This is a genomic window from Acinetobacter sp. ANC 4648 (genome assembly GCF_002135345.1).
In the GTDB taxonomy this organism is placed as follows: domain Bacteria; phylum Pseudomonadota; class Gammaproteobacteria; order Pseudomonadales; family Moraxellaceae; genus Acinetobacter.
This window is the reverse complement of the sequence record NZ_NEGI01000004.1, coordinates 22178-47443: the sequence shown is the minus strand read 5'-3', so window position 1 is coordinate 47443 and position 25266 is coordinate 22178. Positions and strand designations below refer to the sequence as shown.

Annotated in this window: 30 protein-coding genes and 1 pseudogene; 24 read left to right on the top strand and 7 right to left on the bottom strand. The window is 37.7% G+C overall.

Translation table 11 applies throughout. The annotated features are described in order from the left end of the window. Positions 1-210: 210 nt before the first annotated feature. Positions 211-768 carry a TetR/AcrR family transcriptional regulator gene (locus B9T27_RS07950; RefSeq protein WP_086206312.1) on the bottom strand — a complete coding sequence of 186 codons (558 nt, stop codon included), beginning with the start codon at positions 766-768 and terminating at the stop codon, positions 211-213. A 315-nt stretch (positions 769-1083) separates the two neighbouring features. Here B9T27_RS07950 and B9T27_RS07945 point away from each other — a divergent pair, with 315 nt between their 5' ends. Continuing rightward, a complete protein-coding gene (locus B9T27_RS07945) occupies positions 1084-1947 on the top strand; it encodes a hypothetical protein (RefSeq protein WP_086206311.1) in 864 nt (287 codons plus the stop codon). Positions 1948-2048: 101 nt separating this feature from the next. Here the strand turns inward: B9T27_RS07945 and xseB are convergent, their stop codons facing one another. Together xseB and xseA are read right to left on the bottom strand one after the other, a co-directional pair. Continuing rightward, positions 2049-2243 carry an exodeoxyribonuclease VII small subunit gene (xseB, locus tag B9T27_RS07940; RefSeq protein ID WP_086206310.1) on the bottom strand — a complete coding sequence of 65 codons (195 nt, stop codon included), beginning with the start codon at positions 2241-2243 and terminating at the stop codon, positions 2049-2051. Further along, positions 2236-3498 (bottom strand): exodeoxyribonuclease VII large subunit, encoded by a 1263-nt coding sequence (gene xseA, locus B9T27_RS07935; protein ID WP_086206309.1) that lies wholly within the window; start codon positions 3496-3498, stop codon positions 2236-2238. The genes xseB and xseA overlap by 8 nt, the downstream gene beginning before the upstream one ends. 356 nt (positions 3499-3854) lie before the next feature. Between xseA and B9T27_RS07930 the strand changes: the two genes are divergently transcribed. Further along, positions 3855-4124: a hypothetical protein gene (locus B9T27_RS07930; protein ID WP_086206308.1), complete on the top strand. Its 270-nt coding sequence runs from the start codon at positions 3855-3857 to the stop codon at positions 4122-4124. A gap of 238 nt (positions 4125-4362) precedes the next feature. Then, the gene (locus B9T27_RS07925) at positions 4363-4788 is read left to right on the top strand and encodes a hypothetical protein (RefSeq protein ID WP_086206307.1); all 426 of its coding nucleotides are present in this window, start codon (positions 4363-4365) and stop codon (positions 4786-4788) included. A gap of 83 nt (positions 4789-4871) precedes the next feature. Here B9T27_RS07925 and B9T27_RS07920 read toward each other — a convergent pair whose 3' ends face one another. Together B9T27_RS07920 and B9T27_RS14875 are read right to left on the bottom strand one after the other, a co-directional pair. After that, positions 4872-5072, bottom strand: coding sequence for a hypothetical protein (locus B9T27_RS07920; RefSeq protein ID WP_086206306.1), 201 nt, complete (start codon positions 5070-5072; stop codon positions 4872-4874). Between the two features lie 349 nt (positions 5073-5421). Then, on the bottom strand, positions 5422-5583 hold the full coding sequence (locus B9T27_RS14875) for a hypothetical protein (protein ID WP_171263364.1): 162 nt from the start codon (positions 5581-5583) through the stop codon (positions 5422-5424). A gap of 386 nt (positions 5584-5969) precedes the next feature. On the opposite strand from B9T27_RS14875, the gene B9T27_RS14870 reads away from it, so the two are divergent. The 21 genes and pseudogenes from B9T27_RS14870 (at position 5970) to B9T27_RS14865 (ending at position 23107) form a co-directional block, all read left to right on the top strand. Then, entirely contained in the window at positions 5970-6119 is a 150-nt protein-coding gene (locus B9T27_RS14870) for a hypothetical protein (protein ID WP_171263363.1), read from the top strand. A gap of 634 nt (positions 6120-6753) precedes the next feature. Further along, positions 6754-7110 (top strand): hypothetical protein, encoded by a 357-nt coding sequence (locus B9T27_RS07915; protein ID WP_086206305.1) that lies wholly within the window; start codon positions 6754-6756, stop codon positions 7108-7110. Between the two features lie 60 nt (positions 7111-7170). After that, positions 7171-7647: a hypothetical protein gene (locus B9T27_RS07910; RefSeq protein WP_086206304.1), complete on the top strand. Its 477-nt coding sequence runs from the start codon at positions 7171-7173 to the stop codon at positions 7645-7647. Further along, positions 7607-8248, top strand: coding sequence for a putative metallopeptidase (locus tag B9T27_RS07905; RefSeq protein WP_086206303.1), 642 nt, complete (start codon positions 7607-7609; stop codon positions 8246-8248). The genes B9T27_RS07910 and B9T27_RS07905 overlap by 41 nt, the downstream gene beginning before the upstream one ends. Positions 8249-8299: 51 nt before the next feature. Next, positions 8300-8770, top strand: coding sequence for a DUF2280 domain-containing protein (locus B9T27_RS07900; protein WP_086206302.1), 471 nt, complete (start codon positions 8300-8302; stop codon positions 8768-8770). Next, positions 8760-10163 (top strand): phage terminase large subunit, encoded by a 1404-nt coding sequence (gene terL / locus B9T27_RS07895; protein ID WP_086206301.1) that lies wholly within the window; start codon positions 8760-8762, stop codon positions 10161-10163. The genes B9T27_RS07900 and terL overlap by 11 nt, the downstream gene beginning before the upstream one ends. An 11-nt stretch (positions 10164-10174) precedes the next feature. Further along, a pseudogene (locus tag B9T27_RS15200) lies at positions 10175-10378 on the top strand (hypothetical protein); the annotation flags it as partial. Between the two features lie 127 nt (positions 10379-10505). After that, positions 10506-12476 (top strand): hypothetical protein, encoded by a 1971-nt coding sequence (locus tag B9T27_RS07885; protein WP_086206300.1) that lies wholly within the window; start codon positions 10506-10508, stop codon positions 12474-12476. Between the two features lie 3 nt (positions 12477-12479). Beyond that, the gene (locus B9T27_RS07880) at positions 12480-14096 is read left to right on the top strand and encodes a hypothetical protein (protein ID WP_086206299.1); all 1617 of its coding nucleotides are present in this window, start codon (positions 12480-12482) and stop codon (positions 14094-14096) included. Positions 14097-14149: 53 nt separating this feature from the next. Next, the gene (locus tag B9T27_RS07875; protein ID WP_086206298.1) at positions 14150-15364 is read left to right on the top strand and encodes a hypothetical protein; all 1215 of its coding nucleotides are present in this window, start codon (positions 14150-14152) and stop codon (positions 15362-15364) included. Then, positions 15354-15710, top strand: coding sequence for a hypothetical protein (locus B9T27_RS07870; protein WP_086206297.1), 357 nt, complete (start codon positions 15354-15356; stop codon positions 15708-15710). The genes B9T27_RS07875 and B9T27_RS07870 overlap by 11 nt, the downstream gene beginning before the upstream one ends. Further along, the gene (locus B9T27_RS07865) at positions 15707-16102 is read left to right on the top strand and encodes a hypothetical protein (RefSeq protein ID WP_086206296.1); all 396 of its coding nucleotides are present in this window, start codon (positions 15707-15709) and stop codon (positions 16100-16102) included. Before B9T27_RS07870 ends, B9T27_RS07865 begins: the two co-directional genes overlap by 4 nt. A 14-nt stretch (positions 16103-16116) precedes the next feature. Then, entirely contained in the window at positions 16117-18129 is a 2013-nt protein-coding gene (locus B9T27_RS07860; RefSeq protein WP_086206295.1) for a hypothetical protein, read from the top strand. Beyond that, the gene (locus tag B9T27_RS07855) at positions 18122-18334 is read left to right on the top strand and encodes a hypothetical protein (protein WP_416224394.1); all 213 of its coding nucleotides are present in this window, start codon (positions 18122-18124) and stop codon (positions 18332-18334) included. The genes B9T27_RS07860 and B9T27_RS07855 overlap by 8 nt, the downstream gene beginning before the upstream one ends. A gap of 83 nt (positions 18335-18417) precedes the next feature. Continuing rightward, positions 18418-18699 carry a hypothetical protein gene (locus B9T27_RS07850; RefSeq protein WP_086206294.1) on the top strand — a complete coding sequence of 94 codons (282 nt, stop codon included), beginning with the start codon at positions 18418-18420 and terminating at the stop codon, positions 18697-18699. Next, positions 18683-19192 carry a glycoside hydrolase family protein gene (locus B9T27_RS07845; protein WP_086206293.1) on the top strand — a complete coding sequence of 170 codons (510 nt, stop codon included), beginning with the start codon at positions 18683-18685 and terminating at the stop codon, positions 19190-19192. Before B9T27_RS07850 ends, B9T27_RS07845 begins: the two co-directional genes overlap by 17 nt. Continuing rightward, positions 19192-19560: a hypothetical protein gene (locus tag B9T27_RS07840; RefSeq protein WP_086206292.1), complete on the top strand. Its 369-nt coding sequence runs from the start codon at positions 19192-19194 to the stop codon at positions 19558-19560. Before B9T27_RS07845 ends, B9T27_RS07840 begins: the two co-directional genes overlap by 1 nt. 4 nt (positions 19561-19564) lie before the next feature. Beyond that, positions 19565-19705 (top strand): hypothetical protein, encoded by a 141-nt coding sequence (locus B9T27_RS07835; protein ID WP_322853572.1) that lies wholly within the window; start codon positions 19565-19567, stop codon positions 19703-19705. Positions 19706-19872: 167 nt separating this feature from the next. Further along, positions 19873-21024, top strand: a complete 1152-nt coding sequence (locus tag B9T27_RS07830; protein WP_086206290.1) for an OmpW/AlkL family protein — start codon at positions 19873-19875, stop codon at positions 21022-21024. 313 nt (positions 21025-21337) lie between these two features. Then, complete coding sequence (locus B9T27_RS07825; protein ID WP_086206289.1) at positions 21338-22654, top strand: PQQ-dependent sugar dehydrogenase; 1317 nt, start codon at positions 21338-21340, stop codon at positions 22652-22654. A 315-nt stretch (positions 22655-22969) separates the two neighbouring features. Continuing rightward, a complete protein-coding gene (locus tag B9T27_RS14865) occupies positions 22970-23107 on the top strand; it encodes a hypothetical protein (RefSeq protein WP_171263362.1) in 138 nt (45 codons plus the stop codon). Between the two features lie 238 nt (positions 23108-23345). Here the strand turns inward: B9T27_RS14865 and B9T27_RS07820 are convergent, their stop codons facing one another. Continuing rightward, positions 23346-23612 (bottom strand): phage protein NinX family protein, encoded by a 267-nt coding sequence (locus B9T27_RS07820; RefSeq protein ID WP_086206576.1) that lies wholly within the window; start codon positions 23610-23612, stop codon positions 23346-23348. A gap of 32 nt (positions 23613-23644) precedes the next feature. Further along, positions 23645-25264, bottom strand: a complete 1620-nt coding sequence (locus B9T27_RS07815) for a tyrosine-type recombinase/integrase (RefSeq protein ID WP_086206288.1) — start codon at positions 25262-25264, stop codon at positions 23645-23647. Positions 25265-25266 lie beyond the last annotated feature (2 nt).

The window sequence follows — 25266 nt, the reverse complement described above, 5'->3', positions numbered from 1 at the left end:
ATTGGTTGGTTAATATCGCTAGTTAAAAAATTTACTTTTTGAAAGAGTTTTAACTGTATTCTAAAAATTAAGGCTTACTTGTAAGATGATTAATATGCTTATACTATAAATTTTAAAAGGGCTTATTCATTTAAGAATGATATTGCTGAATAAGCTGTTACTGATAGATTTATATAACAAAGCCTGATTATTACAGGCAAAGATTCATTCTCATAATTTTTCTTCTATTTCAATAAATTTCAAAACATAAGACCATGTTTCAGATGGTGAAATGTTTTTTCTACCGATAGTTAAACCAACAATAAGACCATCTAAAATACTAATAAATAAGCTAGTTGAATCTTGGTAATTTTTAATTTTTAGTTCAATAAACAAACCTTGTATTAAGCAAGCTAACCAATTTCGATAATCATCAATTGGCTTTCTAGCAGAAGGATAAGTGTGTAATACTTCTAGAGATGCTTTATTGAACATGCAGCCATTAAAGTCATCCGAAAGCATCCAATCAATAAACCAATTATAAATATTATTTAATTTTTGGATAGGAGTGTCGCTATCTACGATTTTCATCTCAATAGCACTTTGTATATCAAGGTTTCGTTTGGCTAGACACGCTTCTATCAAATTTTCTTTTGATTGAAAGTATTTGTAAAAAGTCATTTTAGCAACATTTGACTCCGATATAATTTTATCAATACCAACTGCATTGTAGCTATATTTGTTAAAGAGAGTGGTTGCAACATTTATTATAGTATCTTTTTTAGACATTAATGAATTCCCCATAGCGGATATTACAATCAACTATTTATAAAAAATAACTAAGAAAAAATAGTTTGCTAGAGTAATCAAAAATATTTATTGATGCAATTGATTATTTTTTTTAAATCTCATTATTTATCCGAAATTTACTATCATTTTTTACATAAATAATATTTCAGCTACAATTGATTTATTAAAACTATGCACATAAAATCAATTTGTTAAGGAATGGGCAAAATTGTCATTTGGCAGCAAAATATTGAGGCATTGATACCAAAAGCTCAGAGCTTAGCTCATTAATAAACAATGTAATTGAGAATGGTTATGCTTAAAAAATTTGAACATTATGATAATCCTCGTGAAAATGCACTAGCTGCAATTAAAACAAGTATTCCTGCTGATCAATGGGATAATAACTTATTGTTCCTTAAGAACTTGCGGGAAACTATAGCTGCTCATCCGGTTTCTACGCATCCAGCGATCCAGATCCTAAATAGCGGTGTGCTAAATAAAGAAATATTGAAACAAATCCATCTCGAATATCGACATGCAATTGTACAGATCTTTACTGATGCATTATTGATGGCTCAATTTCAAACAAAACAGTTGGAGCCAAAACTTCATTCTGGGGCAAAAATGTTCCCTCGTTTTTTATTGGGCTTAAACATACTTGATGAATTTGGTTTTCGTCCGGGCTTTGATAAAAATAATTACTATCAAGGCAATCCTATTTATGCACATTATCCATTATTTGAAGATTTATTAACTCAATATGGAGTAGATGAGTCTGAACGTAAAGCTTATCAGCCAACAAAAATTTCTGATGATGTTAGAAAGTATTTAGAAGGATCATATAATAGTTATATTAAAGTATTGGCTCTTTTAGCTGTCGCTGAGGAAGAAGTGATTTTATTTAGTCCTCCTTTACGTCAAGCAACTAAAGCTGTTGGAATTAAAGTTGATGGTGACGGTTACTATCATGTTCATGGTGTATCTAGTGATGAAACTGCTGAAGCCGCAGATGATGATCATCAAGATGACCTTTGGTATGCATTAGCACAAGCTATTACTGTAAATGATTATGAAAACCTTAGTAATTTGTGTCTTGAATATTGTGAATTATGGAATGATTTCTGGAACACTCAAATTTCTGATTTAAATAATATTCCATCTCTACAAGCATGTTAATTTAACCACAGAAAAATTCTATGTATGAATAAAAGTGGCAACTCTCTTATTGGGGGGTGTCCAACTTGTTATTACCCTTGGTTGGTAATATTCGACTAGGGTTAATCCTTAAAAGTTTCATTCAAAGCCTGTTGCACAGCATCTACACGTGTTTTACAGGCTTTGTATGCAGACATAGATTCTTCAACGATTTTCATCAAATTATCAATATCAGGCTCTTCTTGAGATTCAAGTAAGTCAGCATTTTTCTTAAGAACTTCATAGCCTTCTTTAAATGTTAATTCTTTCTTAGTCATTACTTTTTACCTGCGTAACATTGGCATCGATAGTTCCATCCAGTAATTCTACTTGGATTCTATCACCTGAAATTTGTTTAACTGAGCGTATTGCTTTGCCTTGGCTTCGAATAATACCAAAACCTTTGGCCATTACATGTTTAGGATTTTGTAGAAGGGTTTCACGCATCAATGATTCAACTTGAGTAGATGCTACCTTGATTTGTTGTTGAGCTAAATAATGGGTCGTACCTTTCATTAAATCTAAGGTTTTATTGGTTTCATGGATCTGACCATGAGCAAGTGTTTTAATCAGTTTGATGTATTGATCATTTTGGCTTTGATAAGCCGTGATTTGATGCTGAGATAAAAGCTTAATGGTCTGTAATGATTCCAATACTTCCTGCACACGCTCAACAATTAAATTACGGATACCACCTATAACTTTGCTCGGAGTATCGAAAGACCGGTTAGCTACTTCATCTAAAATTGTGCGATCTTTTTCATGGCCAATACCGACCCAAATGGGAACCGAGCGCTTACAGAGAAGGGCCGCTAAATCATAGTCATTTAAATACGCGAGATCATTTACCGCACCACCGCCACGAATAATGACGATTAGATCAGGTGCTGTTTTAAAACTGGAAGCCCATTGTCTTAATGCTGTACTGAGTGATTCAGTAATGCTTGCTGCAGCTATATTACCTTGGAAAGTTGCTGTGTGATAAACGAAATGGCAAACACCTGCTTTGTCTAGTGCATCTGCATCTTTTTTGAAGTCACCAAGACCAGCAGCATTTTCAGGAGCAATCACCAAAACATTTTGAAGATCAAATGGTATTGGTAGTGATTTATTCTTATTGATGAGACCTTCATTACTCAGACGTTCAACGATCTGCATATAACGCCGTGCAATATCACCAATGGTGTAACTTGAATCAATATCTTCTACGTTGACTGAAAAGTCATACTGAGGATCAAACTTAGCTTTTACTTTAATCAGGACATTTAGATCTTTGGAGAGTTCAATTCCACTTTCACGTTCAAATTTAAGAACCATTTTGGCTGCAGAGAATTTCCAGATCGTGGCTTTACAGCTTACTATGACTTTATCTGTATTTTCTTCTTTTTCCGCGAGCTCTAAATAATAGTGCCCACCTTTGATACTTAGATTACGAATCTCAGCTTTTACCCATACAGGATCTTCAAAAGTTATACGTATAACTTCCTGCACTGTAGATAGGTACTCACTTAAAGAAAGCTGGAACTCTGACATAAAAGATAAGAAATAAAATGGATACGGAAAATAGTATAGAACCAATAGGTTAAAGGCAATGTGATTCTATTGACCTTGCGCAAGGTATATGGCATATTTCAGCTATAGTGGACGAAGTGTATGTTAAAGCACTAGATTAATTAAGAAGCTCATCATTGGATGGGCTTTTTTTAACGGTGGATTTCTTTATTCTTCGTGGTTTAAATTGAAGTCCACCACCAGATTAATAGTCATGTTTGGTCAAGGAATAGAACTTTTTAAACTTAAAAATTACTTACTCTATACAAACATAAAAATTTATTTATAATATATAAAAAAATATTTCATTAGTAATTATAAAAATTTAGAGAGGCAACATGACAATAAATAACGCTTTCCCAGTACTTGAACAAATTTATGAATTTTTAAAAGAGAATCCAGAATTCTTAGTAAAAACTAAATTTGAAAGAATTGTAGAATATTTAAAACATTTACATGAGGGCGAGACCTCAAATTTTAAGTTTGAAGCACCTGATAAGATTATTGGTAAATTTGGCCCTAACCGAGTATTAAGTTTAAAGTTTGTGCCTGATTTTGATGATAAGAAAGATTTCATTGACTGGGTACATAAACACGTAAATCTATAAGTCTAATTATTTTAAAAGGTCACCTTTAGCTGAGCATTTTAAATATAAAAACGAAAGACAAAAAATCAGATTCAATAGCTAACTTTGAAATGTGAATAGTGTTGAGTAGCGTCTAGCCCCGCGCAGACTTTGGACTTTTATGATTAATCTGTAAAAATTAATAAGACATAGGTCTGATGATATATGCAGATCAATTGTTTTAAAATATAGCTAAGCAACTAATAAAAAAGAATTTACTATGAAAATATCCAATGCGTTGCTATATCAAGTAACACTAAGAACTACACAAAATGCAATAACTATTAAAGATGAAAAGGGTGTGCTAATTGATATGTTTGACATGGCATATGACTATGAAGGAGATTTTATAAACTTTGCACGATGTGTTGATGGAACGTTAATTCGTATCGAAAATGATGCAGGAATTGAAAAAAATGATTACATAAAGCTTTATAGATTTTCGCCAGGGAATCAGGGGGATTTTACATTTAAGTTCATGCACTTAATGGTAGAAGATTGTAGAGATACAACAATAATCAATAATATTTATCTGACAGAACAAATGGATGAGATTTTTGAATGTATACAAAATTTTAGTTATAGCTCTCTAAGTTATAGGAAAATAGCAGAAATTGAACGAATCACTAATACGACTATTCTGTGATAAACTAAATAATAAGTAATCTAAATTCAAATTTTTAATTAGAAAATCCACATATATACGTGGATTTTCTGCTTGCAATATTATTATTGTGAAATTGGCTCTTTCTCAATTATTTTTTCTTTTTTATCTGGTGCGCTTGGAACATCTTTAGGACGAGTCTGTTCGTGTTGAGCGGGTTTGGGAGGGTTTTCTACTGGGGTGGTGTGTGAATTTGACCCATACGCCATTTGTTTATTAGCGTGATGGCGTTTTGCCTTGTGAGAGTCACCGTTGTAATCAGACATTCCTATCTCTTTATCTTTATATCAGAATACCTACGATAAGCTTTAAATTTATTTAAACTTATGTAGTTTTGGGTACTATCTGTGGAAATATGTATGAATCGGCTTATAAAGATCGACTGAATATTTCAAGAATAATTACAGAAAGATTTAAGCTTATTGTAAATAATCGATTTATTGATTATTTAAATAATCTAAATATAAATTTTGTGTACATAAAACATACATTTTGAGTTCTTATTAATTAAAGAAGAGAAGTTTGTTATTTGGGATATTTATTAAGAATAAATAATGATGAAAAAAGCCTACCATATTCAGGTAGGCTTTTTCATTTGCAGGTTTTTACAATTGATTAGGTTTTTGGAGTGTTGTGGCTAGGCTGAACGCCTTTGTCTTTTTGATCTTGTTTCGGTTGGGGAGTTGTTTTGGGCGGAGTTTGTTCAGCGGGTTGTTGACTCGCATTCAGTGTTTGTGCTGAATGTGCTTTTTGAGAAAAATCTTTATAATCGGACATTTTAATCTTCTTTAGTTTGTATTGGTGGAATACCCATACTGGGCTTTTAATCCATTAACACTAAGGTAGTTGTGGGAGAGAGATGTGGATAAATGTACGATTAAAATGTTTATATCTTATTTATATTTCAAGAATTTTTTTTAAAACCTCACAGTCTTCTGATTTGTATCACAATAAGGAGATTTTATTAATTTGGTAAATATTTACTCGATACCTGTTTACAACAAACAATATTAAACAACAATTAAGTTGTAAAAATTTTATATTAGGTTCAGTTCTATGTGTATGACATAAAAATAACAAAACTCATTATAAGTGGGTCAGTATGTAGTAGCTATAAGTGTTATACCTAGTTTGCAATGTTTTAATTAAATGAGATACCTATCATGTTAAAAGCTGTAGCACTAATAGGAACTGGAATAGCAATCGGACGTTGCTATCAGTTTTACCAAAAGGATCCTCAAAAATCTAAAGAGAAAAATTTAGATAAAAATGGGAAATCAAGCAAAGGAAATGATGACTCTGTTAAAGAGTAATTTTAAGTCAACATTAATTTGATGATTCAGCATTCATAAAAAACCACCACGACAAGTGGTTTTTTTATGAGGGTAATAAACGTAAAAGCAGTACCTCTTATCTACTCCTATACAGATATTAAGAACCTCATAAGCATGTGTGCTATAAGTTAATCTCTAAAATTAATAATTAATAGGGTATAAAAATGTTTGTTGCTCACAAGGACATAGTGATGAATCTATCGCAAATTACACATATGCAGATAGATGAAAAAAACCACGACATCACAGTTTATTATTCAAATGATCATAAAGTATTTTTGCAATTCTCAAGTTTGCTTGAAATGAAAGATTTTATTACTAAGGTTACAAACAGAGGATAAAATATTAGAGCACCCAGGGTGGTTTTTAATAGGATAAAATGCTCTAATTGCCATGCTTCTTGAACGTATAACTGTATATAAAACCTCACCATTTGGTGGGGTTTTCTTTTCTTGTTGAATATAGAAATTTGCCTTTAAATTTTATCAAAGAAAATTTATAAAAAGATTTTTAAAATAAATGATAATTTTTTACTGTTGATAATACTTATGAAATATACGAATGTTAGGTTTATGATGATATAAATTATCACCTTTATTATTGAGAAGAAGTTATGGCTAAATTAAGTTTAGAATCTTTAAATGATATAGATGGTTTTGTTGTTGGCGCGCTTGTTGATAGTGAAAGTGGTTTGTCCTTAGCAACTTTTGGTGAAGGTTTAGATTTGGAACTTGCTGCAGCTGGAAATACAGATGTGATTCGCTCCAAACGCAAGACAGTAAAGTCTTTAGGCTTAGGAGATCAGATTGAAGACATATTGATTACTTTAGGTAAGCAATATCATTTGATTCGCCCATTAGAGTCAAATGAGTCTTTATTCCTTTATTTAGTATTGGATCGTCAAAAGGCGAATTTGGCTATGGCTCGTCATGAATTAAAACATTTTGAAAAAGAATTAGATTTTTCTTAAAATTAAACAATACAAACTTAAAAAGTACCAATAAGGTGCTTTTTTTAATGGGTGTAATTCATGGATACAGATGAATACTTTTGGAAAACCAAGAAACGCCCACCCAAAACCAAGCCACGCACCAAACCATTACCCAAGGCTAAAGAAAAATACTTAGAAGCTGAAGAGGATTTTGAGCAATCACTTATTGTTCTTGAAATTAAATACGAGAAGAAATTTCAGTTTAAATCTACCAAGCATTGGCGTTTTGATTTCCATCTTATTGAGCATCGAATTTTAGTAGAAATATCTGGTGGCCCTTGGTCAGGTGGGCGAGGTGGCAAGCTTAAAAACAAGGCTTGGAGCTTGGATCATTACGATGATGCTGAAGCAATGGGTTTTACAGTTGTTCGATTAGAGTCTGCACCATCGTTTAAAGATATTGAGTCAGGGCCATTGCAAATAAAGGCTCACTTGGCATCACAGTGGCTTAGGAATTTAAAAAGGCATATTTTCAATGGAACAGATCAGACCATTCCCACCGACAGAACTGATTGATCGAGCAGAAGAGCAAGAGGCAATTCTGCTTGCACCCGCCGTGGATCTAAAGGAATGGGTTGTTAAGAATTGGCTGACCATTGGTGGTGAGCTTCATAATCCCGACCATGATCATATTGCTGAGCTAATTCACGATGATGAAACCTTTCTTGCATTCGCTTGGGCTTCATCTGCTGCTATGGCTAAAAAACGCATGGTGTTAGGCCAATGTGAAAAGGTGATGTTTAATCAGGGTGGTTGGAAGAAAGCGCGTCAGGAACAACAGATGCGTGACTGGTTTGGCTGTGTACCTGTTTATCTCATTACCATTGATGCGAGTTACTGTGAGAATACGACTGACCGCGAATTCTGCCGACTCATCGAGCATGAGCTATATCACATCGGCGTAGAGCGAGATGAAGATGGTGAAATTATCTATAGCGACCATACAGGCTTACCTAAACATTATTTGGCTGGCCATGATGTGGAAGTGTTCTTCGGTGAGACAAAACGATGGGGTGCTGATGAGTCAGTTAAACGACTTTTAGAAATTGCCAAGAATGCACCATTTGTTTCAGAAACTAATATTTCAGCGTGTTGTGGGAAATGTGTAATAGGTTAGCTTCAATTTTTTTGCCCACCTTCCTTGACGTACCTTGACGGATTGTGACTTATGGCAAGACTTAAAAAACACGAAAAAGCCTTTATTGTACGGTCACTTGCACAATTTATGGAACCATCCCAAGTGGTAGAGGCTGTCAAGGAAAATTTCAAGATTGATGTATCTCGACAACAGGTTGAATGCTATGACCCCACCAAGGTAGCGGGCGCTGACTTATCGCAAGAATTCATTGATTTATTCCATGATGCGCGTAAGAAATATATTGATCAGCCGATTTACAATATTGAGGGCGCTAACGATATTGTTCAGCTTAGGGTATTGAGTACCTTATTTATTAAAAAGCAAAACAATACGCGTGACGCAATCAAGCTATCGGATCAGATGCAAAAAATTGTTAAGGGCTTTTACGAGAAAAAGATTGAAATCACTGGTAAAGATGGTGGTCCATTAGAAACCGTGCAAACAACCGTTTCCAAGGAGCGCTATCTGCAAGCTAGGGAGCAGGTTTTAGATGAGTACTAAAGCTGAACGTGATCTAGCCATTCAAATTGAAGCCCAAGAGGATTTATATTTCTTCTCTCGCTATATGTTTAAAGAGCGTCGTAAGTACAAGTGGTTGGATAATTGGCATCACCGTGTGGTCTGTGATGCATTAATGAAAGTGTTCCGTGGCGAAACCAAACGGCTCATTATTAACATTCCACCTCGATACTCTAAAACAGAATTAGCTGTTATTAATTTCATGGCATGGTGCTTTGGTAAGGTGCCTGATAGTGAATTTATTCATGTGAGCTATTCAGCCACACTTGCAGCAAACAACGCCTTTCAAACTCGTAATTTAGTTCAGGAAGAAGCTTATAAAAAGGTATTTCCCGAGTTTAGGCTACGTGATGACAGTAAAGCTAAGGATGATTGGCGAACTGCTGAGAATGGTGTTTGCTACTCGCAGGGTACTGGTGGAACAATTACTGGTTTTGGTGCAGGTAAATTTCGAGATACATTTGGCGGTGCAATCATTATCGATGACCCACATAAAGCCAGTGAAGCTAGATCAGACACGATCCGTAAAAACGTAATTGAATGGTTTCAGAATACCCTTGAATCACGAACCAACTCACCTGATACACCAATCATTGTCATTATGCAGCGATTGCATGAAGAAGATTTGGCGGGATGGTTGCTTGATGGTGGTAATGGGGAAGAATGGGAGCATTTAGAGCTTTCAGCTATTCAACCCGATGGCACGGCATTATGGCCTGCAAAGCACTCAATTCAGGTTTTAAATCGAATGGAGCTTGCAGCACCTTATGTATTTGCTGGGCAATACCGACAAAGACCATCACCACCTGCGGGTGGTTTTTTTAAACCTGACAATATTGAAATTGTAGATGCTTTACCTGCAGATATTTTGCACCAAGCACGCGCATGGGATTTGGCATCTTCTGAAAATGAAGGTGATTTCACTGCAGGTGTAAGGGAGGCAAAAGGGCGAGATGGTTATATTTATATTGTCGATGTGCAACGTGCACAACTAGGTCCTGATGGTGTTGAAAAACGAATTAAACAAACAGCTCAGATTGATGGGAAATCAGTTGCCATTCGATTGCCGCAAGATCCTGGTCAAGCAGGAAAATCACAAGCGAAGAATTTCATCACGATGTTATCTGGCTTCAATGTTAAGGCTGAGCCTGTTTCTGGTGACAAGATTACCAGAGCGCAGCCATTTGCTGCTCAGGTCAATGTGGGCAATGTGAAAATGCTTCGTGGTGATTGGAACAAAGATTTTATTGAAGAGCTCCGCAACTTTCCAAATGGTAAGCATGATGACCAAGTCGATGCTGGTAGTGATGCATTTGATGAAGTAAATGAACCACCAAGAGCTAAACCTAGCACTGGAGGATCAAGAACCTATTAACGGGAAATATTATGGCAAAGGTGAGTAAAACTAAGGCTGAAAAAGCTAAGCCAAAATCAGCAGGTTTATTAACTGAAGTAGCAGTCGAAAATCTTGCATTTGCTATGGGGCGGTCAGCTGATATTGATGAGGTTTTAAAACAAGCAGGTGTTTCTCGTCAGCGTTTATCTGTTTTGTTGTTTGATGATGAAATTTCTCAAGCAATGGAGACACGCCAACGCTCATTTAATGTGATTTTTAATCATCAAGACAAGGCCATTGAAGCACAACCGGTACTTGAACATCCGACCGTTTCTGAAGATGACCTCTACAACGTGACATTACGATTTTTGGAGATAAGTGATGCCGATTGAACCAAAGAATCTAGTGATTTACAAACCTGAGCGTTTATCCGATACCGATGATGGTGGCGGTAAATATTCAGGACAAATTATTGTGGATGGACAGAGTAATAACCTTTTTGATGATATCTCAGAATTGGATCGAACCATGGGTGATGTCTCCATGCGTAAAATCTTTCCTGCAGTGACCACAGCAGATACCGATAAGTTGATGGGTGCTACAGTCTTTATTTCACAGAATCCCAAAGACCCCAATGTCTCAGCTTTGTTATTTAGTACTAAATCTTGGACAGATGAACGTAAAGCTGCACAAAACCGTGTTGAAAACTATTTAGCCAAAGGTGCCCAGGCAGTGGGTTCATTATTAGATGCAGCTTATACCGGTATGAAGTCTATTCAAGTTGCCATGGATAAGACGGAAACTGAAAATAGCATCGGCGATACCTTGGTACTGGTGGTGAATGAAGCTACTGTCAATGAAACCTCACAATTTGTAAGATTAACTGCCGTTGAAACTCGTATTGGAACGGTACGAGTCAATAATGTAAATGTTGAATACAAGATTGCGACTTACTCATTTAATGATGCGCTCAGTCGAGATTTTATCGGCATTTCCGCACTGCAGTGGTACAACAATGCTAAACCCTCAACCTTGATTAGAGAAACTATCGTTGCGGATAGTGGCCGTTACTATGCTAGTACAGATTTGGTGGAAGATGTGAGTGTGGGTAGCTTTTCCGTGAATGCTGCCAATATTTTTTCACAATTGATTCCATCCTCTCAGGTTGAAACCCCATTACTTGATCTCAATGCGGTCAGTGAAAATACCGCCTTAATTGCTGGTCATCACGGCAATATCACGGTGCAGTACTCCACCAATGTAAATACGGCTCAAAGCTTACACCTCGGCTCAAGTGTGATGCCGGGTAGCGTATTGTTTACTTTATTTAGTCAAGCCATTACCGATATAGGTGGAACCTTAAAAACGAGTGCTGGTGTACAGGTGGGAACAATTGACTATCAAACTGGTCACATCATTTGGAGTAATTCGATTGGTTCAGGCAATCAGGTTTTAAATATTTCTTTCACTCCTGCAGTCGCACCAAAACAGCCCTTTGAATCTTATGCTTTACCTGTCACGCAGAATAATCAGGGAACCAATTGGACTGGTGTATTACTGCCAATTCCTGCACCTGGTGCTTTATCAATTTCTTATATGTCACAAGGCAAGTTTTATGTGCTGGCCGACAATGGTACAGGGCGCTTGCTTGGGGCGAGTAATTCAGTCGGCAGTGGCACAGTAAATTATCAAACAGGGTCATGGTTATTGACTACAGGTGCATTGCCTGATGTTGGTACACCGATATTGTTGCAGTGGGGTTCACCGATTACTACTTTTGCACGTGCAGATTTAGCAGTATTGCCTGCAGCAATTGAATTTAATCTGAATCAACAAGGGATCAAGTCAGGCAGTGTGATTGCTAAATGGATGTTAGACGGTATTGAAAAGACCGCGATGAGTAATGCGCAAGGTCAATTTTCAGGGGATGCCATTGGAAGTATTAATTATGCTGCAGGGACTGGAAAGTTAATTCCAACCAAGCTACCTCAAAAAGGCACGATCTTTAACCTTAGCTTTGATTATGGCGAGTCGGAAGCGCAATCAATAGGTGGGGTTATTCCAGACTCAAACAATAAGTTGCTTTTTAGTATTGGTACTGGAGCAGCAATCCAACCGAATAGTGTTGAGCTGGATATCCCATTAACCGATGAATTTTTAGTGATGGGTGGTTCGATTACGGTTACTGATGTACCAATCAATACTACGACTGGCAACCTTGTTGATCGTCAAGGTCTGGTGATGGGGAGTATCGTTTACGCCACAGGTGCTGTTGAAATCACACCGCAAATTAAGCGGATGATTTACATCAAAAACTACATACCACAAACCTATTATGCAGCTACGGGGTAAAACATGAGTTTTTATTTACCACAAGTTGAAGAAGTTACGGTAACACCAAAAACCTATAAAGCTTATGGCGATACTGTTGTTTCAGCGAAGTATCGAGATAAGGCGAGTAGTACCTCTTCAACCAAACAAATCACTGTTGCAAAACTCAATTTCGATTTAACACAGGGTTTTGATGAACAAATATTGACAGGATCTGTACGTTTTAAAGCAGGTGCAGATACGTTTATTGATCGCACAGGTTTAATCTATCGCAATGTTGATCCTGCAACGGGTAGTGCAACTCAAAGCGGCACTATTCAATATGGTACCGGTATTGTAGAGGTGGAGAGTTGGACACCCGGAGCAGACAACAATCTTGCCTTACAATCGCTCACCACTACTACAGATTTATTGCCTATTCATCATGTGAGTTTTCGTACACCAACAGTACCTATTCGCCCCGGATCGCTGACTGTGGTTGTCGGGGCAATCAGTGGCGGTCAGTTGACATTAACTGCTAATGAGGCAGGCATTATTGAAACAGCACAAGCGCACGGCTCAATTAATTATGAAACAGGTTTTGTGGATATTTTCTTTTATACCAAAACCAAAATTACTGCAGTGAATCGACCAACTATTGAGGGTCAGGAATGGTACTTACCACAGCTTGAATATACTGAGGGAACTGATAGCTACATCAATATTCCCTTTTGGATTGCAGCGGATAGCGTACGCTACAATGCTGTGGCTTATACCTATATTCCGCTTGATGCTGATATTTTAGGATTATCAGCCACGCGCTTACCACCTGATGGTCGAGTGCCAATTTTCCGAGTTGGAGATATTGGCATCGTTAGTGCTTTTAAAAGTCATGAAATGCCTGATCATATTGCGGGTAAAACTTATGAATTGGCTGATCAACGTATTTCATGGTGTGAACTTGAAGACAGCCAAGGCAAGAAAGCCTCATTTGATATGTATAGCGTTGATTATGACTATGGCAAGTTCACATTAAATGGTGATTTTGCTTTAAATACTTTGGTACCACCACTGACTGCAAAATATCGTTATCAAGATATGGGCTTGATTAATGATGTTCAAATCAATGGGCAACTGACTTTTACCAAGCCACTGACACATCATTACACTGCTGAAAATACCATTGTTGGATCAGGTTTAGTCATCAATGATATGCAGTCACGCTATACCAAAAAATTTGTACAGCCGACTTGGTCGAATGTCTGGGCAGATGAGGCGGTAGGTGGTGCGATTTCAGCGAATTACAACGATGCGCTGTATCCGATTCAAGTCACCAATAAGGGTGCGATTCAGGAACGTTGGGCACTGGTATTTACCGACAATACGAATTTTCGCTGCATCGGTGAGTATTCTGGGCAAATCGGGACTGGTACGGTTAATTTTGACTTTTCGCCCATCAATCCAGTCACCAATGCAGCTTATTTCACTGTGAAAAAAGAAGGTTGGGGCAGTGGTTGGGCAAATGGCAACGTACTGCGTTTAAATAGTATTGCAGCAACCTTTCCGGTCTGGGTGATTCGTACCGTCAAGCAATCCGAACCCACTGTTTTATCAGATCAGTTCCAAATCATGTTGCGTGGTGATATTGATCGTATTACTTAACAACTAAATCAAATATGACCGCTATATGTGGTCTTTTTTTATGGGTATAGAAAATGGCGATGAAGCAGACGCAAACTAAGATGTTTGATTTCTCGGATGTGGGTTTAGATTTTTGTGCAGGATCTAAGAACAAATTTCCTGAAGTATTTAAAAAGATGTTAGCTACGGGTTTTAATACCCAAACAGTAAGCAGTGTCTCTATTACGGGTAATCAAGTCACACTGACATATGGTATGAATCATGGCTACGTGGCAGGTCGAGTATTGCAATTGAATGCGGTCAATTTAAGTGGTGAGTTCATTATTGATAGTGTAACCAGTAATACAGTGAAACTCACGATAGATCAGCCACTCGGTACAGTTGCTGGTGGTTTTAGCACTTATGTAGCCCCACTTGGTATGCAATTGGTGTACGAGCAAGCCAATATCCATGTGTATAAATTTAAATCATTGGATGAGTCTGATTTATATCTCAGATTGTGTTTTCAAACAAATGCAATGCAGCGAAATGTGGTTGCACCCTGCATTGGAAAAACGATAGATATCAATACAGGCTTTATTACTGACATCTATGCACTTGCTGATACCAAAACAAGGCTAACAGCTTTACCAAATAACAATTGGGGGTTTACCTACGCTGCTGAAGCGACGTATAACGACTCTACCTATGGGGCTGGACTCTCACTCTATGGTAAAGGGTGTGTAGTGGGAAGCTTATATCATTTACTCTTTTTATATTCGTCTTCTAATAGTGGTGGGGGTGGTCGGATTTCAGGGTTTTTACCTACATCATGCTTGAATTATGCTCAATTAAATTATCCATGCTTATTGGTGGAGGATGATACTAGGGCACTTACTTCCAATGGTGATGCATATGGTCTACCGCGACTTAGAGCATATGTTGGTAATATAAAAGCAATGGGTGATCCGATTAGATCTGCCTCTTCCGCAACAACGAGCTATTTCCCCACAACGCCTAGAGCTTATAGTTCCTTTACTTCTCTTGATGCTTTTAATACGACATGTGCTGAACCAATGCGGTTGTATGAGTTTAATACAGATCAATTTATAGGTTTCACAATGGGGATGTATGTTTGTGCTTATGATGCAACTAATACACCTCCTGTTACCCGTGACTTAACGCCCAGTGTGAGTAGTGATATTGATTTAAATAGTAAAATTATGATACATCCTGTTTTTCGAGCCTCTCAGCAACAAGATGCTATTTTTTTTGCTATACCCATCGAGGAAATAAAAATTGGCACTTAAAATTTTAAGAATTTTTTCTGGTGGATATAAACCAAATTACCAAAAACTTAAAGAAAAAGGGTACGTCATTGTAAAGTTACCACGCCCTATAATTTCCATAATGTCTTCTGATCAGGGTTTCGGACAAATCAAGGGAAGCACCAAAAAGCTAAATGTGATTTATCCTGGTGTTGAAGTATGTGTTTTTAAGCGCAGCAATAAGCAATTATTGTGGTCTACAGTATCTAAAGCGGATGGCTCTTATGCATTCCGTAATATTGCAGTCGGTTTAGAATGCTTTATTACAGGATTTGATCCTGCACGAGATTACAATGCTGTGATTGCAGATGGAGTAAAAGCTAAATGAGTGTAATTCCTTCCTTAAGTGCTGGACTTGCACAATTGCAAGCACTGGCCACATACATTGATCAAGGTAGCGTAAATGCTACCTTTGTTTTTTATAGTGATACAAAGCCTTTAAATACTACAGTTGCTGCGGATGACAGTAAAAAACTGGTCACACTGACACTCCCTAAACCATGCTTTAAAAAGTTAAATGCTGATGGTATTGAACTGAATCAAACTGATGCAGCATTGGTGACTAAAGCGGGTACTGCAATGTGGGCACGACTATTTAATGGTGAGGGTAAGGCGGTAGTAGATTTTGCGGTGGGCTCTGATATCACATTGGCTAATCCAACGTTGGTACTAGGAAGTACACTAATGTTGAATTCAATCGTCTTTAAGCCGAGCGCATAATATGAGGTGAGCATGTGTCGAACTATACGCCACCTGATGGTCATCATGTAATCTTGAATTTTAAGGATCTGGTGACAGATTCTACTGATCTAAATTTTGGTGCAGATGAGATTCAGACAGCGTCACTCAATGTGATAGTTGATCTTGCATTTCACGCTGAAATTGGTGCGGAAAGCTTCACTTATAATGATTTAAACACAGAAATACAGACAGATTTTGAAGCTGAGCTCAATGCTGTATCTGGCTTAACGACACAGCTCGAGTCGAATATTTCAATATCATTTATTGCTCAGATTAATGCAGTGGTGATTGATCAGTTCTGTACTTTAAGCTCTGTTATCTATACTGGATTTGAATCAAAGTTAAACGCTCAGTTTGATATTAATTTTAATGTTGGAGTCTTTGCTGAACTCAATACGATCTATCAAACTGCTGATCAGATCATCAAAAAYCATRTTTTTGAATATTCAAAACCAATCTTTAGGGCACATCACAGTGCCTTTTATTTTGAGCGAGTTTTGAGTTTAAGCAATCAAGTGTGGGTTGGGTTTGAAAAATCAGTTGTATTGCGTAGATCTGTTCAAGTTATTCATGAGCAAGCAACGGGTTTACAAAGTGACTGCTATTTAGTATGGCAAGACAATGACAGGCTGCTTATTTCTCGAAGTTTAGTTTTTGAAGAATCTAACAAGTTAAGAATCAATCGAGAGTGTGACTGGCTTGAGTTGGTGCGTAAGCGTAAGCAATTTACCTATTCGCACGACGTTGCAGAAGTCTTTGAAAAACACTTCTCTTTTGCATGGGATAAAGGCTTAGAGCTTGTCACTTCAAGTCGCATTGCTTGGAATCAAGCCAAGTCGATTCATTATCGCAAGCATTCAATTGAACCATGGCCAAAGCCTGAAACTCCTGAATATATCGGTTCGACAGATCTGAATTTTAATTGCCTATGTCATGACATTGATGCGCACAACGTTATTTTAAACTTTGGGGTAGATGACTGTATTCCAGCACTACCGAATAAGAATTGGTGGTATATCGTGAATGAAATATCTGTAAGCCGCTTAGATACTGGAACCAGTATTCAAGTGTTGGATGGTAGCTATAGCACTGATCGAAGCCGATGGTGCTGGTCCTATAGCTTGACTGTACCTGCAAGTGAGGTGATTAAGCTTGAACCGATTGCTGGGCAACCAGTCATTCTTAAAATTATGGTGAATGGCAATGAGCATCATATGTTACTTGAAAACCGGAGTAGATCCCGAAAGTTTGCACAAACCACTTATACCGTGACAGGTCGCAGCCAATCGGCATTGCTTGATACGCCATATTCATCAACACGAACCTATCTACAGGAGAATGAAAGAACATCAGTTCAATTGGTGCAAGCTGAACTAGATCGTGTGAATAGTCATGCTCAATTAAATTGGAAATTAATCGATGAGCTGGGTTGGATTGTTCCAAGTAATAGCCTGAGTTATTCCAACCTTACCCCAATTTCAGCGATCAAATTGATTGTAGAGAGTGCTGGCGGTTTTATTTACAGTGAAAAATCAGGGAATCACCTCAGCATCAAGCCTAAATATAAAAAGACCTTTTGGGATTCTTTAGCGATTTTAGATTATGACTGTTTAATTCCTGAAAGCATCGTCACAGATCTATCTACGGACTATGAGCTTTATCCAGATTACAACGGAATGACTTTAAGCAATGACCGTGATGGATTAACAGGGCAAGTCAAGCGAACTGGTACTGCAGCAGACACATTGCTTGAAACCACGAATAGTCCATTATTTACCATTGAAAGCATGGGAGCTTTTGGAAAAACGGCATTGGCCAAAGCAGGCATGGTGGAAACCCATAGTTTGGTTATGCCGATTAGTGAACAAATTGGTGAATGTGTACCAGGTGAATTAATTGCATTTAATGCTGAATGGTGGGGAATCGTGGACAGTGTCAGTGTGTCCTTTACTCATGCAGTGGTGAATCAAACCATCAAGGTTGAACGGGTGAATCGGGATGAGTAATGCATTAAAACGCTTATTGGATCTCATACCTAAAGCACCAGAGTTTATTGGAACCATTACCAGTGAAGACCATCCCAATTACAAGGTTCTAGTGGTTGATGGTAGCGGATTGGTCCTGTGTAGTAGCAACAGCAAGTATTCAGTTGGAGATCGAGTATTTGTTTCGGAAAATGAAATCAAGCGTTTAGCACCGACAGACAGGTGAAGTCGTACAAATCGAAGTTTAAGTCTTAACAAAAAATCAGGCACCGAAAGGTGCTTTTTTATTGCCAAAAATAAGGGGGCGAAATGTCTGAAACCGCAGTCAGTGCAGTGGAAGCAACAACATCAGCAATTGCAGGAAAAGTTACAACGGCAACAGGTGCAGGGGTAACCATTGCATCATGGGCGACAGCAATCGATTGGGGTTTTTGGATTGGTGTGGGGATTGGTTTAATCGGCTTATTGATTAGCCTTTGCAACTACATCACCAATCTTAAATTTCAGCGCAAGAAAGATAAGCGTGAAGAAGAAATCCATGAACTTACTAAAAAACAATTACAGGGGCAATGTGATGTCAGCAAAGAATAAAATGATCGTCGCAGCACTCACTGCATCGGCTGTATTTTTTACAGGGCTCAAGGTCAAAGAGGGATATACCGCATATCCCGTTATCCCTGTTCCTGGTGATGTACCGACACAAGGGCATGGTGCCACCATAAAACCCGATGGTACTAAGGTGAAAATGACCGATCCACCAATCACACGGGCAACAGCAGATCAATGGCTACGTCATGATGTGTCTAAACGTGAAGTGGCATTTAAAAAAACTTTAACCGGTGTGAAATTATCCCAAGCTGAATATGATACCTATTTAGATTTTTCTTATCAGTTTGGTACCACCGCTTGGTCAACATCTTCAATGCTGAGTCACTTAAAGCAAGGTAATTACAAACAAGCCTGCGATGCATTGCTGAAATGGAAATACGTGGCCAAGCGTGATTGCTCCATCCGATCCAATGGTTGTTATGGGGTGTGGATACGACAAGTTGAACGTCACTCAAAATGTCTAGGAGCAAATTAATGCCAATACTTCAAATATTATGGAAATTTAAAACATGGATCGCAATAGCGGTCTTTTTTATTTTATGGGTGTCGCAAATTGCATATACCAATCATCTAAGTGGAAAGCTCAAAGCAGCTGATGCCAAGTGCAAAGCCACCATTCAGGCAATGGAACAAAAGCAATTAAAGGCATTAGCAGCCAAACAAAATCAAATCAATCAAGTGAGTGCAGACTATGAACAAGTCAAATCAGAACAACGAGTCAAAGTCGAAACAGTTACACGTGAAGTGCAAAAGATCATTGAGCGTCCTGTGTATCTCAATCATTGTTTTGATGATGATGGGGTGCAGCAGCTCAACTCACTTATCACCAGTGATTCCAGCTAATTTAATGCAGCCTTGTCCTGAACTTCAGATATTGGGGTCGGGACAGGGGAAAACAGTTTTGCCTTGGGCCGTGGATACTGTAGCTAAATATAATAAGTGTTCGGCTCAAGTTGATGCATGGATAGAAGTTGGAAAAGCCCTCTAATAATATGCACTATATAAGCAGCTATATTCACCTACTTATTTAACTATTCTTTTTTCATATGTAAAAATCACATGCTTTTTATCGGATTTTTCCCTATTTTTAGTTTTATTTTTGTACAGTAAAGGAGCTTGGTCATGTAAGACCGGTACATTTAAAAGGAAAAAATAATGATTATAAATCACGTATTAAAAAAATTAACTGTAGCCACTTCATTTCTCGTTATAGCAAATATGGGTTATGCAGCAGAATTTAAACGGTTCTCGGTTTCTGCAGGTTGGATGCATGTTATGCCACAAGGGAAAGCCAATCCTTTTAATATCAATACCGCAGTGGACTCTAAAAAGAATTATGGTATTGGTGATATTTCTCAAGCTGGATTTCTAAATTCAATTCCTGATACTGCTGTAATGGATGATGGTCAGGGTATTGGAAATACAATGCTAGCCAAACCATTTTTAATTAGTGTATTTGAAAAAAACTCGGAGGGCAGCAGTGTGGCGCAGTCATTGGGATTCTTGGTTGATAATGATGATGTAGATTCAGATGTATCTAGTGCAATAACTGGTGATGCACAGCTCAATGGGATTGAGCAATGGACAGCACAAGGTACAGGCTTAGAAGCTGACAATGTAGATACTTTTGGTTTAATGCTTAATTATTACGTCAATGATAATGTGTCATTGCAAGTAATGGGTGGGATACCACCTAAAGTTGATATTAAAGGCAAGGGGGAAATTGTTGCAAATATGACAGGTCTAGCTTCGCCTGGTGAGATGCTTGCACCTTTATTTCCTAATGGTTTGGATATTGCTCAAGATATCCCAATTACTAATTTAGATAATAAATCTAAAGCTGCGACTGTGCGTGCATGGACACCAGCACTTGAAGCTCAATATCAATTTGGTAAAGCAGGTGTTAACAAATTTAGACCGTATGTAGGTGCTGGGGTAATGTATGCACGCTTTACTGGCATTAAATTAGATTCACAAGTGAATAGAGATTTAGTGGCAGCAGGTCATATGGTTCAAAATATTTTAGATAATCAGGCGGGGGCAGCATTAGATGGTAAAAAATCATCGGCAAATCCTTATGTAAAAGTAAAAGCAGATGATGCGTTTGCACCAATTGTCAGTCTCGGGGCAACATATGATATTACTGAAAATTGGTATGGAGTAGCATCAGTGTCTTATGCAAAATTAAATAATAAGACAACGATAGATGTAATAGATTCTAAAACTGGAAATCGCTTAATTCGTGGCACAACAAAAATTGATATTGATCCTTTAATTACATTCGTTGGTGTAGGGTATCGTTTCTAATAATATGATTAATTAGGGGTATTTCACAAACTGAAATATTCCTAATTATGGTTACTTGACATAAATTCCTCCAACTAAAAGCGATTGGAAGTATGAGTGAGGATTGGTGGTAAAACCATACAGGAATCAGTAAATCGACGTAAAGTTGAAAAATAATTGTTTGGAAAGATCCTCAAATGAGGGCTAATTACAGAAAATTAATGTGTTTAATAGGAAGGCAGTATCTTTATCATACAAAGGACTCATATAAAGAAATTATTCAAAGAACTATTCTTTGTGTTTATTGCGATAAAAGATAAACGGGAGATAAAAGATGTCTACTCGATTCTCACTGCTTATAGCAGTCTCTACCATTGTATTGGCACTAACGGGATGCAATTCAGTATCTCAGTCCTCTGGTATGGATAGCTATGGCCCTAAACCATACCTCCCTGAGCCTCAAAAAAGTTTACTACCTATAGTTAATATTGCCCCTGCCAAAGGCTGGCCTGTGGATGCTACGCCAATTCCTGCTGCGGGTTTAAAAGTACAAGCCTTTGCAACAGGACTTGAGCATCCACGGTGGCTGTATGTGTTGCCTAATGGGGCTGTGTTAGTAGCCGAAACCGATGCGCCATATAAGCCTGATGACAGCAAGGGTATTCAAGGAAAAGTCATGAAACTAGTGATGAAGCGTGCAGGGTCATCACATTCGAGTGCCAACCGTATTAGCTTACTCCGTGACGTTGATGGCGATGGTTTAGCTGATCAAAAAACCATATTTCTCCAAGATTTAAACTCTCCATTTGGCATGGCATTGGTCGGTAATATGCTGTACGTGGCCACTACGGACTCTCTAATGCGCTTTTCTTACCCAAAAGGTGCAAGTAAAATTACAACAAAAGGTATCAAAGTATTAGATTTACCGGGTGGTACGTTAAACCACCATTGGACTAAAAACGTCATTGCCAACCCTGCCGGCACCAAACTCTATATCACTGTGGGTTCAAACAGTAATGTGGCTGAAAATGGGTTTAACAAAGAAGTTGGTCGTGCGCTGATTATGGAGTTCGATATTACCAGTGGCAAAGCGCGAACATTTGCGACAGGGTTACGCAACCCAAATGGCATGGACTGGCAACCACAGAGCGGTGCACTTTGGACAGTAGTGAATGAGCGCGATGAGCTTGGCAATGACTTGGTGCCCGATTATATGACCTCAGTCAAAGACGGTGCCTTTTATGGCTGGCCGTATAGTTATTATGGCCACCATGTGGACATGCGGGTAAAACCACAAAACCCTGAGTTGGTCGCACGCGCTATTAAACCTGATTATGCATTGGGTAACCATACAGCATCGTTAGGCTTGGCATTTTATGCTGCTGAATTAATGCCACAATACCGTGGTGGTGCGCTAATTGGTCAGCATGGCTCATGGAATCGTAAACCACATAGCGGCTATAAAGTCATTTTTGTACCGTTTCAAAATGGTCAACCTTCAGGTAAACCACAAGATGTATTGACTGGCTTTTTAAGTGATAAAGGTGATGCATTTGGGCGACCTGTTGGAGTTGCGGTTGATTCGTCAGGTGCTATTTTAGTTGCTGATGATGTTGGAGGTAAGATTTGGCGCGTATCACCAACTAAATAACTAATTGAAAATTAAAGCTCTTACTTTTAATAGCTAAACTTCTTAATCAACCGCGCCCTAAGTAATCTTTCGTTGCCTGAGGGGAGTTGTATTTTTTATAAAATCTACATGTACGAAAATGTGATATTGGAAGTGTTTTTAGTAAGAATTGTTAATGTGATTTGAATAGTTCTGTTAAGGATCAGCCGACTATATTTATTCAACTTACATTAACGCATCTTGATACAGATATAGTGGGAAATAACTAGATTTAAAGAGTAGCTTGATGGGACTGCTACTGAAGCAGTATATTGATACTATAGGATGGAAATTAAAATGGCTAATCAACAATCAGATCAACAGAATGATCAAAAACAGAATCAATCCGATCAACAAAAGGATCAGAAGCACCAAACTCCGCAATCAGATCACAAAAACCAGCCACATGCGCAACCTGAAAGCCCTCAAAAATAACAGAAGTAATATTTGATTTCAGCAGTTAAGCCCTCAATTAAGGGCTTAACTGCTGAAATTATAACTCGTCTACTAAGATTTATTGCAGACGTCAATATTTGTCAACCAAAACCACCTACTTTAACTTAGTCGGAATTTTGATAGAAAAACTTTAACCGAAGGTATGCTTAAAACTGGACGCACCCATTTTCTAGCGATTTATGCAAACTTGCGCATTTCTGCAAGTTGAATACCTCACCTAAATCTCATTTCCCAATTTTTTCTCAATATAGCATTTCACAATCGCTTCTATAGCAGTATCAGCTGTTTGCTCAACTTCTTTACTATCTGAACGTGGACCAACATAAAATGCTGTCCATCTCGAATAAGATCGTACTAAACTAATTTTCTCTTTCTCAATTAGCTTTCCACACAAATCCCAATTAAGTTCTGGTACATTTTTAACTTTCATTGCATTAGCAAGAACGGCAGGGAGTTGGTTTGCATTTAGCTCAGATACTTTCATTTTTTTACCTAACCATACATTAGAGAAAGACATTATTTTTTGATGAGTTTCGATTGATCCAAATTACAGTATTTCGAAATATCTATCCATTTCTCAATGTCTGTTTCCCATTTGTACACACGTTCACCTTCAATTTTTAATACATCTAACCCTTCGATGCTAAAGTGAGTCGTGTCATCTGGTAGCTGTTTCCAATCAATAACTCCACCATTATCATTAAACCAATTCTCCCAAGCATTTTGTATGTATGGAACTACAAAAGACTGCTGCACATCGTTCCATGCAAATATGTTCTGTATATTAGATTTCTCTTTATACATATCTTTAACACTTTTAGTTGGGCGGAATGATTTCATGAATCTTTCCATCTGCTCTTTAGTAAAAGAAAATTCAGTATTTATAACGTCAGGTGTTTGAACTTGAGAATAAGCTTCCTCTGCATCTGCAATATCAGCTGCTGATACATATCTTTGTTTTAAAGCAAATTTAGAATAATTATCGTCATATTGTTGTCGAGCAAATTGAATAGCTGTCTGATAATCTAAACGCTCACCACGTTTTCTTAGGTTTACGTACCGCTTAAGACTATTCCATGACGAATGTAGTGTAATCGTTTGCAGTTGAGGTATTGTAAAACCATCTTCCGCATAGCGTGTCGCTGCTTCGTGGCGTAAATCATGGAACCTTAAATCTTCAATTCCATTTAAGCGACATGCTCTGCGAAAATAATCACTGACTGTTTGTACATTGACAGGTAAAAGAAGCGCATCACTATAACCGAGCTCCAGCATTCTTTTTCGAGTAGAAGGCTCAAGTAATTCTTCAATAATGAGAAGGGCATTAGGCTCTAAATGGGCAAACTTATGATTTCCTTTGGATCCATCTGGATTTTTAACGTCTCTGATTTTCCATTGGCTATTCTTCTTGTCAAAATCATCTAAACGCATTTCACATAGTTCACCTTCACGACGACCTGCATAGATCGCAAGCCACATGACCAGATGCATTGGAATAGCATTACGAACACGTTTCCATCCTTTATAAAAGTGATTGGTCAGAATATGAAGTTCTTCTGGCGTGATTAAACGATCACGTTCTTTTGATTTAGTAACAATACGAGCTTTTTTAAGACCAATGAGTGAGTGTGATAATTCATTCTTGGCATGAGCGATATCTTCACCCCATACAAGTTCTGCATGATTTAAGACTGATGAAATATGGGATAAATCTTTTAACGCAGTTGAAGGAGCAACGCCATCTATCATTTCGATTGGATTGCCTTTACGTCGTTCAATAGCAAATGATGAAAAATCTTGTCGTGAGAGGGTATAAACATCTTTATGGGTAATATCGTAATTACAAATATTCTTTAGTGCTGCCGTCTTAGTATCCGCAAACTCATCACTAATTTCATCCAGGTATTGAATGATGAATTGTTCTAAAGTTTTTGACACAACCTCGGCTTGAGGATTTAGAATAGCAGGGTTAATAAGAATCTCTGCTTCAAGTCGTTTAATCCATTCCTTGGCTAATGACTCTTTTGCGAAAGTTCTTGTTTTAATAAATGTTGGTAATCCTTTGCGAGTTATTCGTATTTGAGCTCTGTATCGAGTCTTACCATCAGCTGTGGTTCGTTCTGCAATTGTTCCCATAT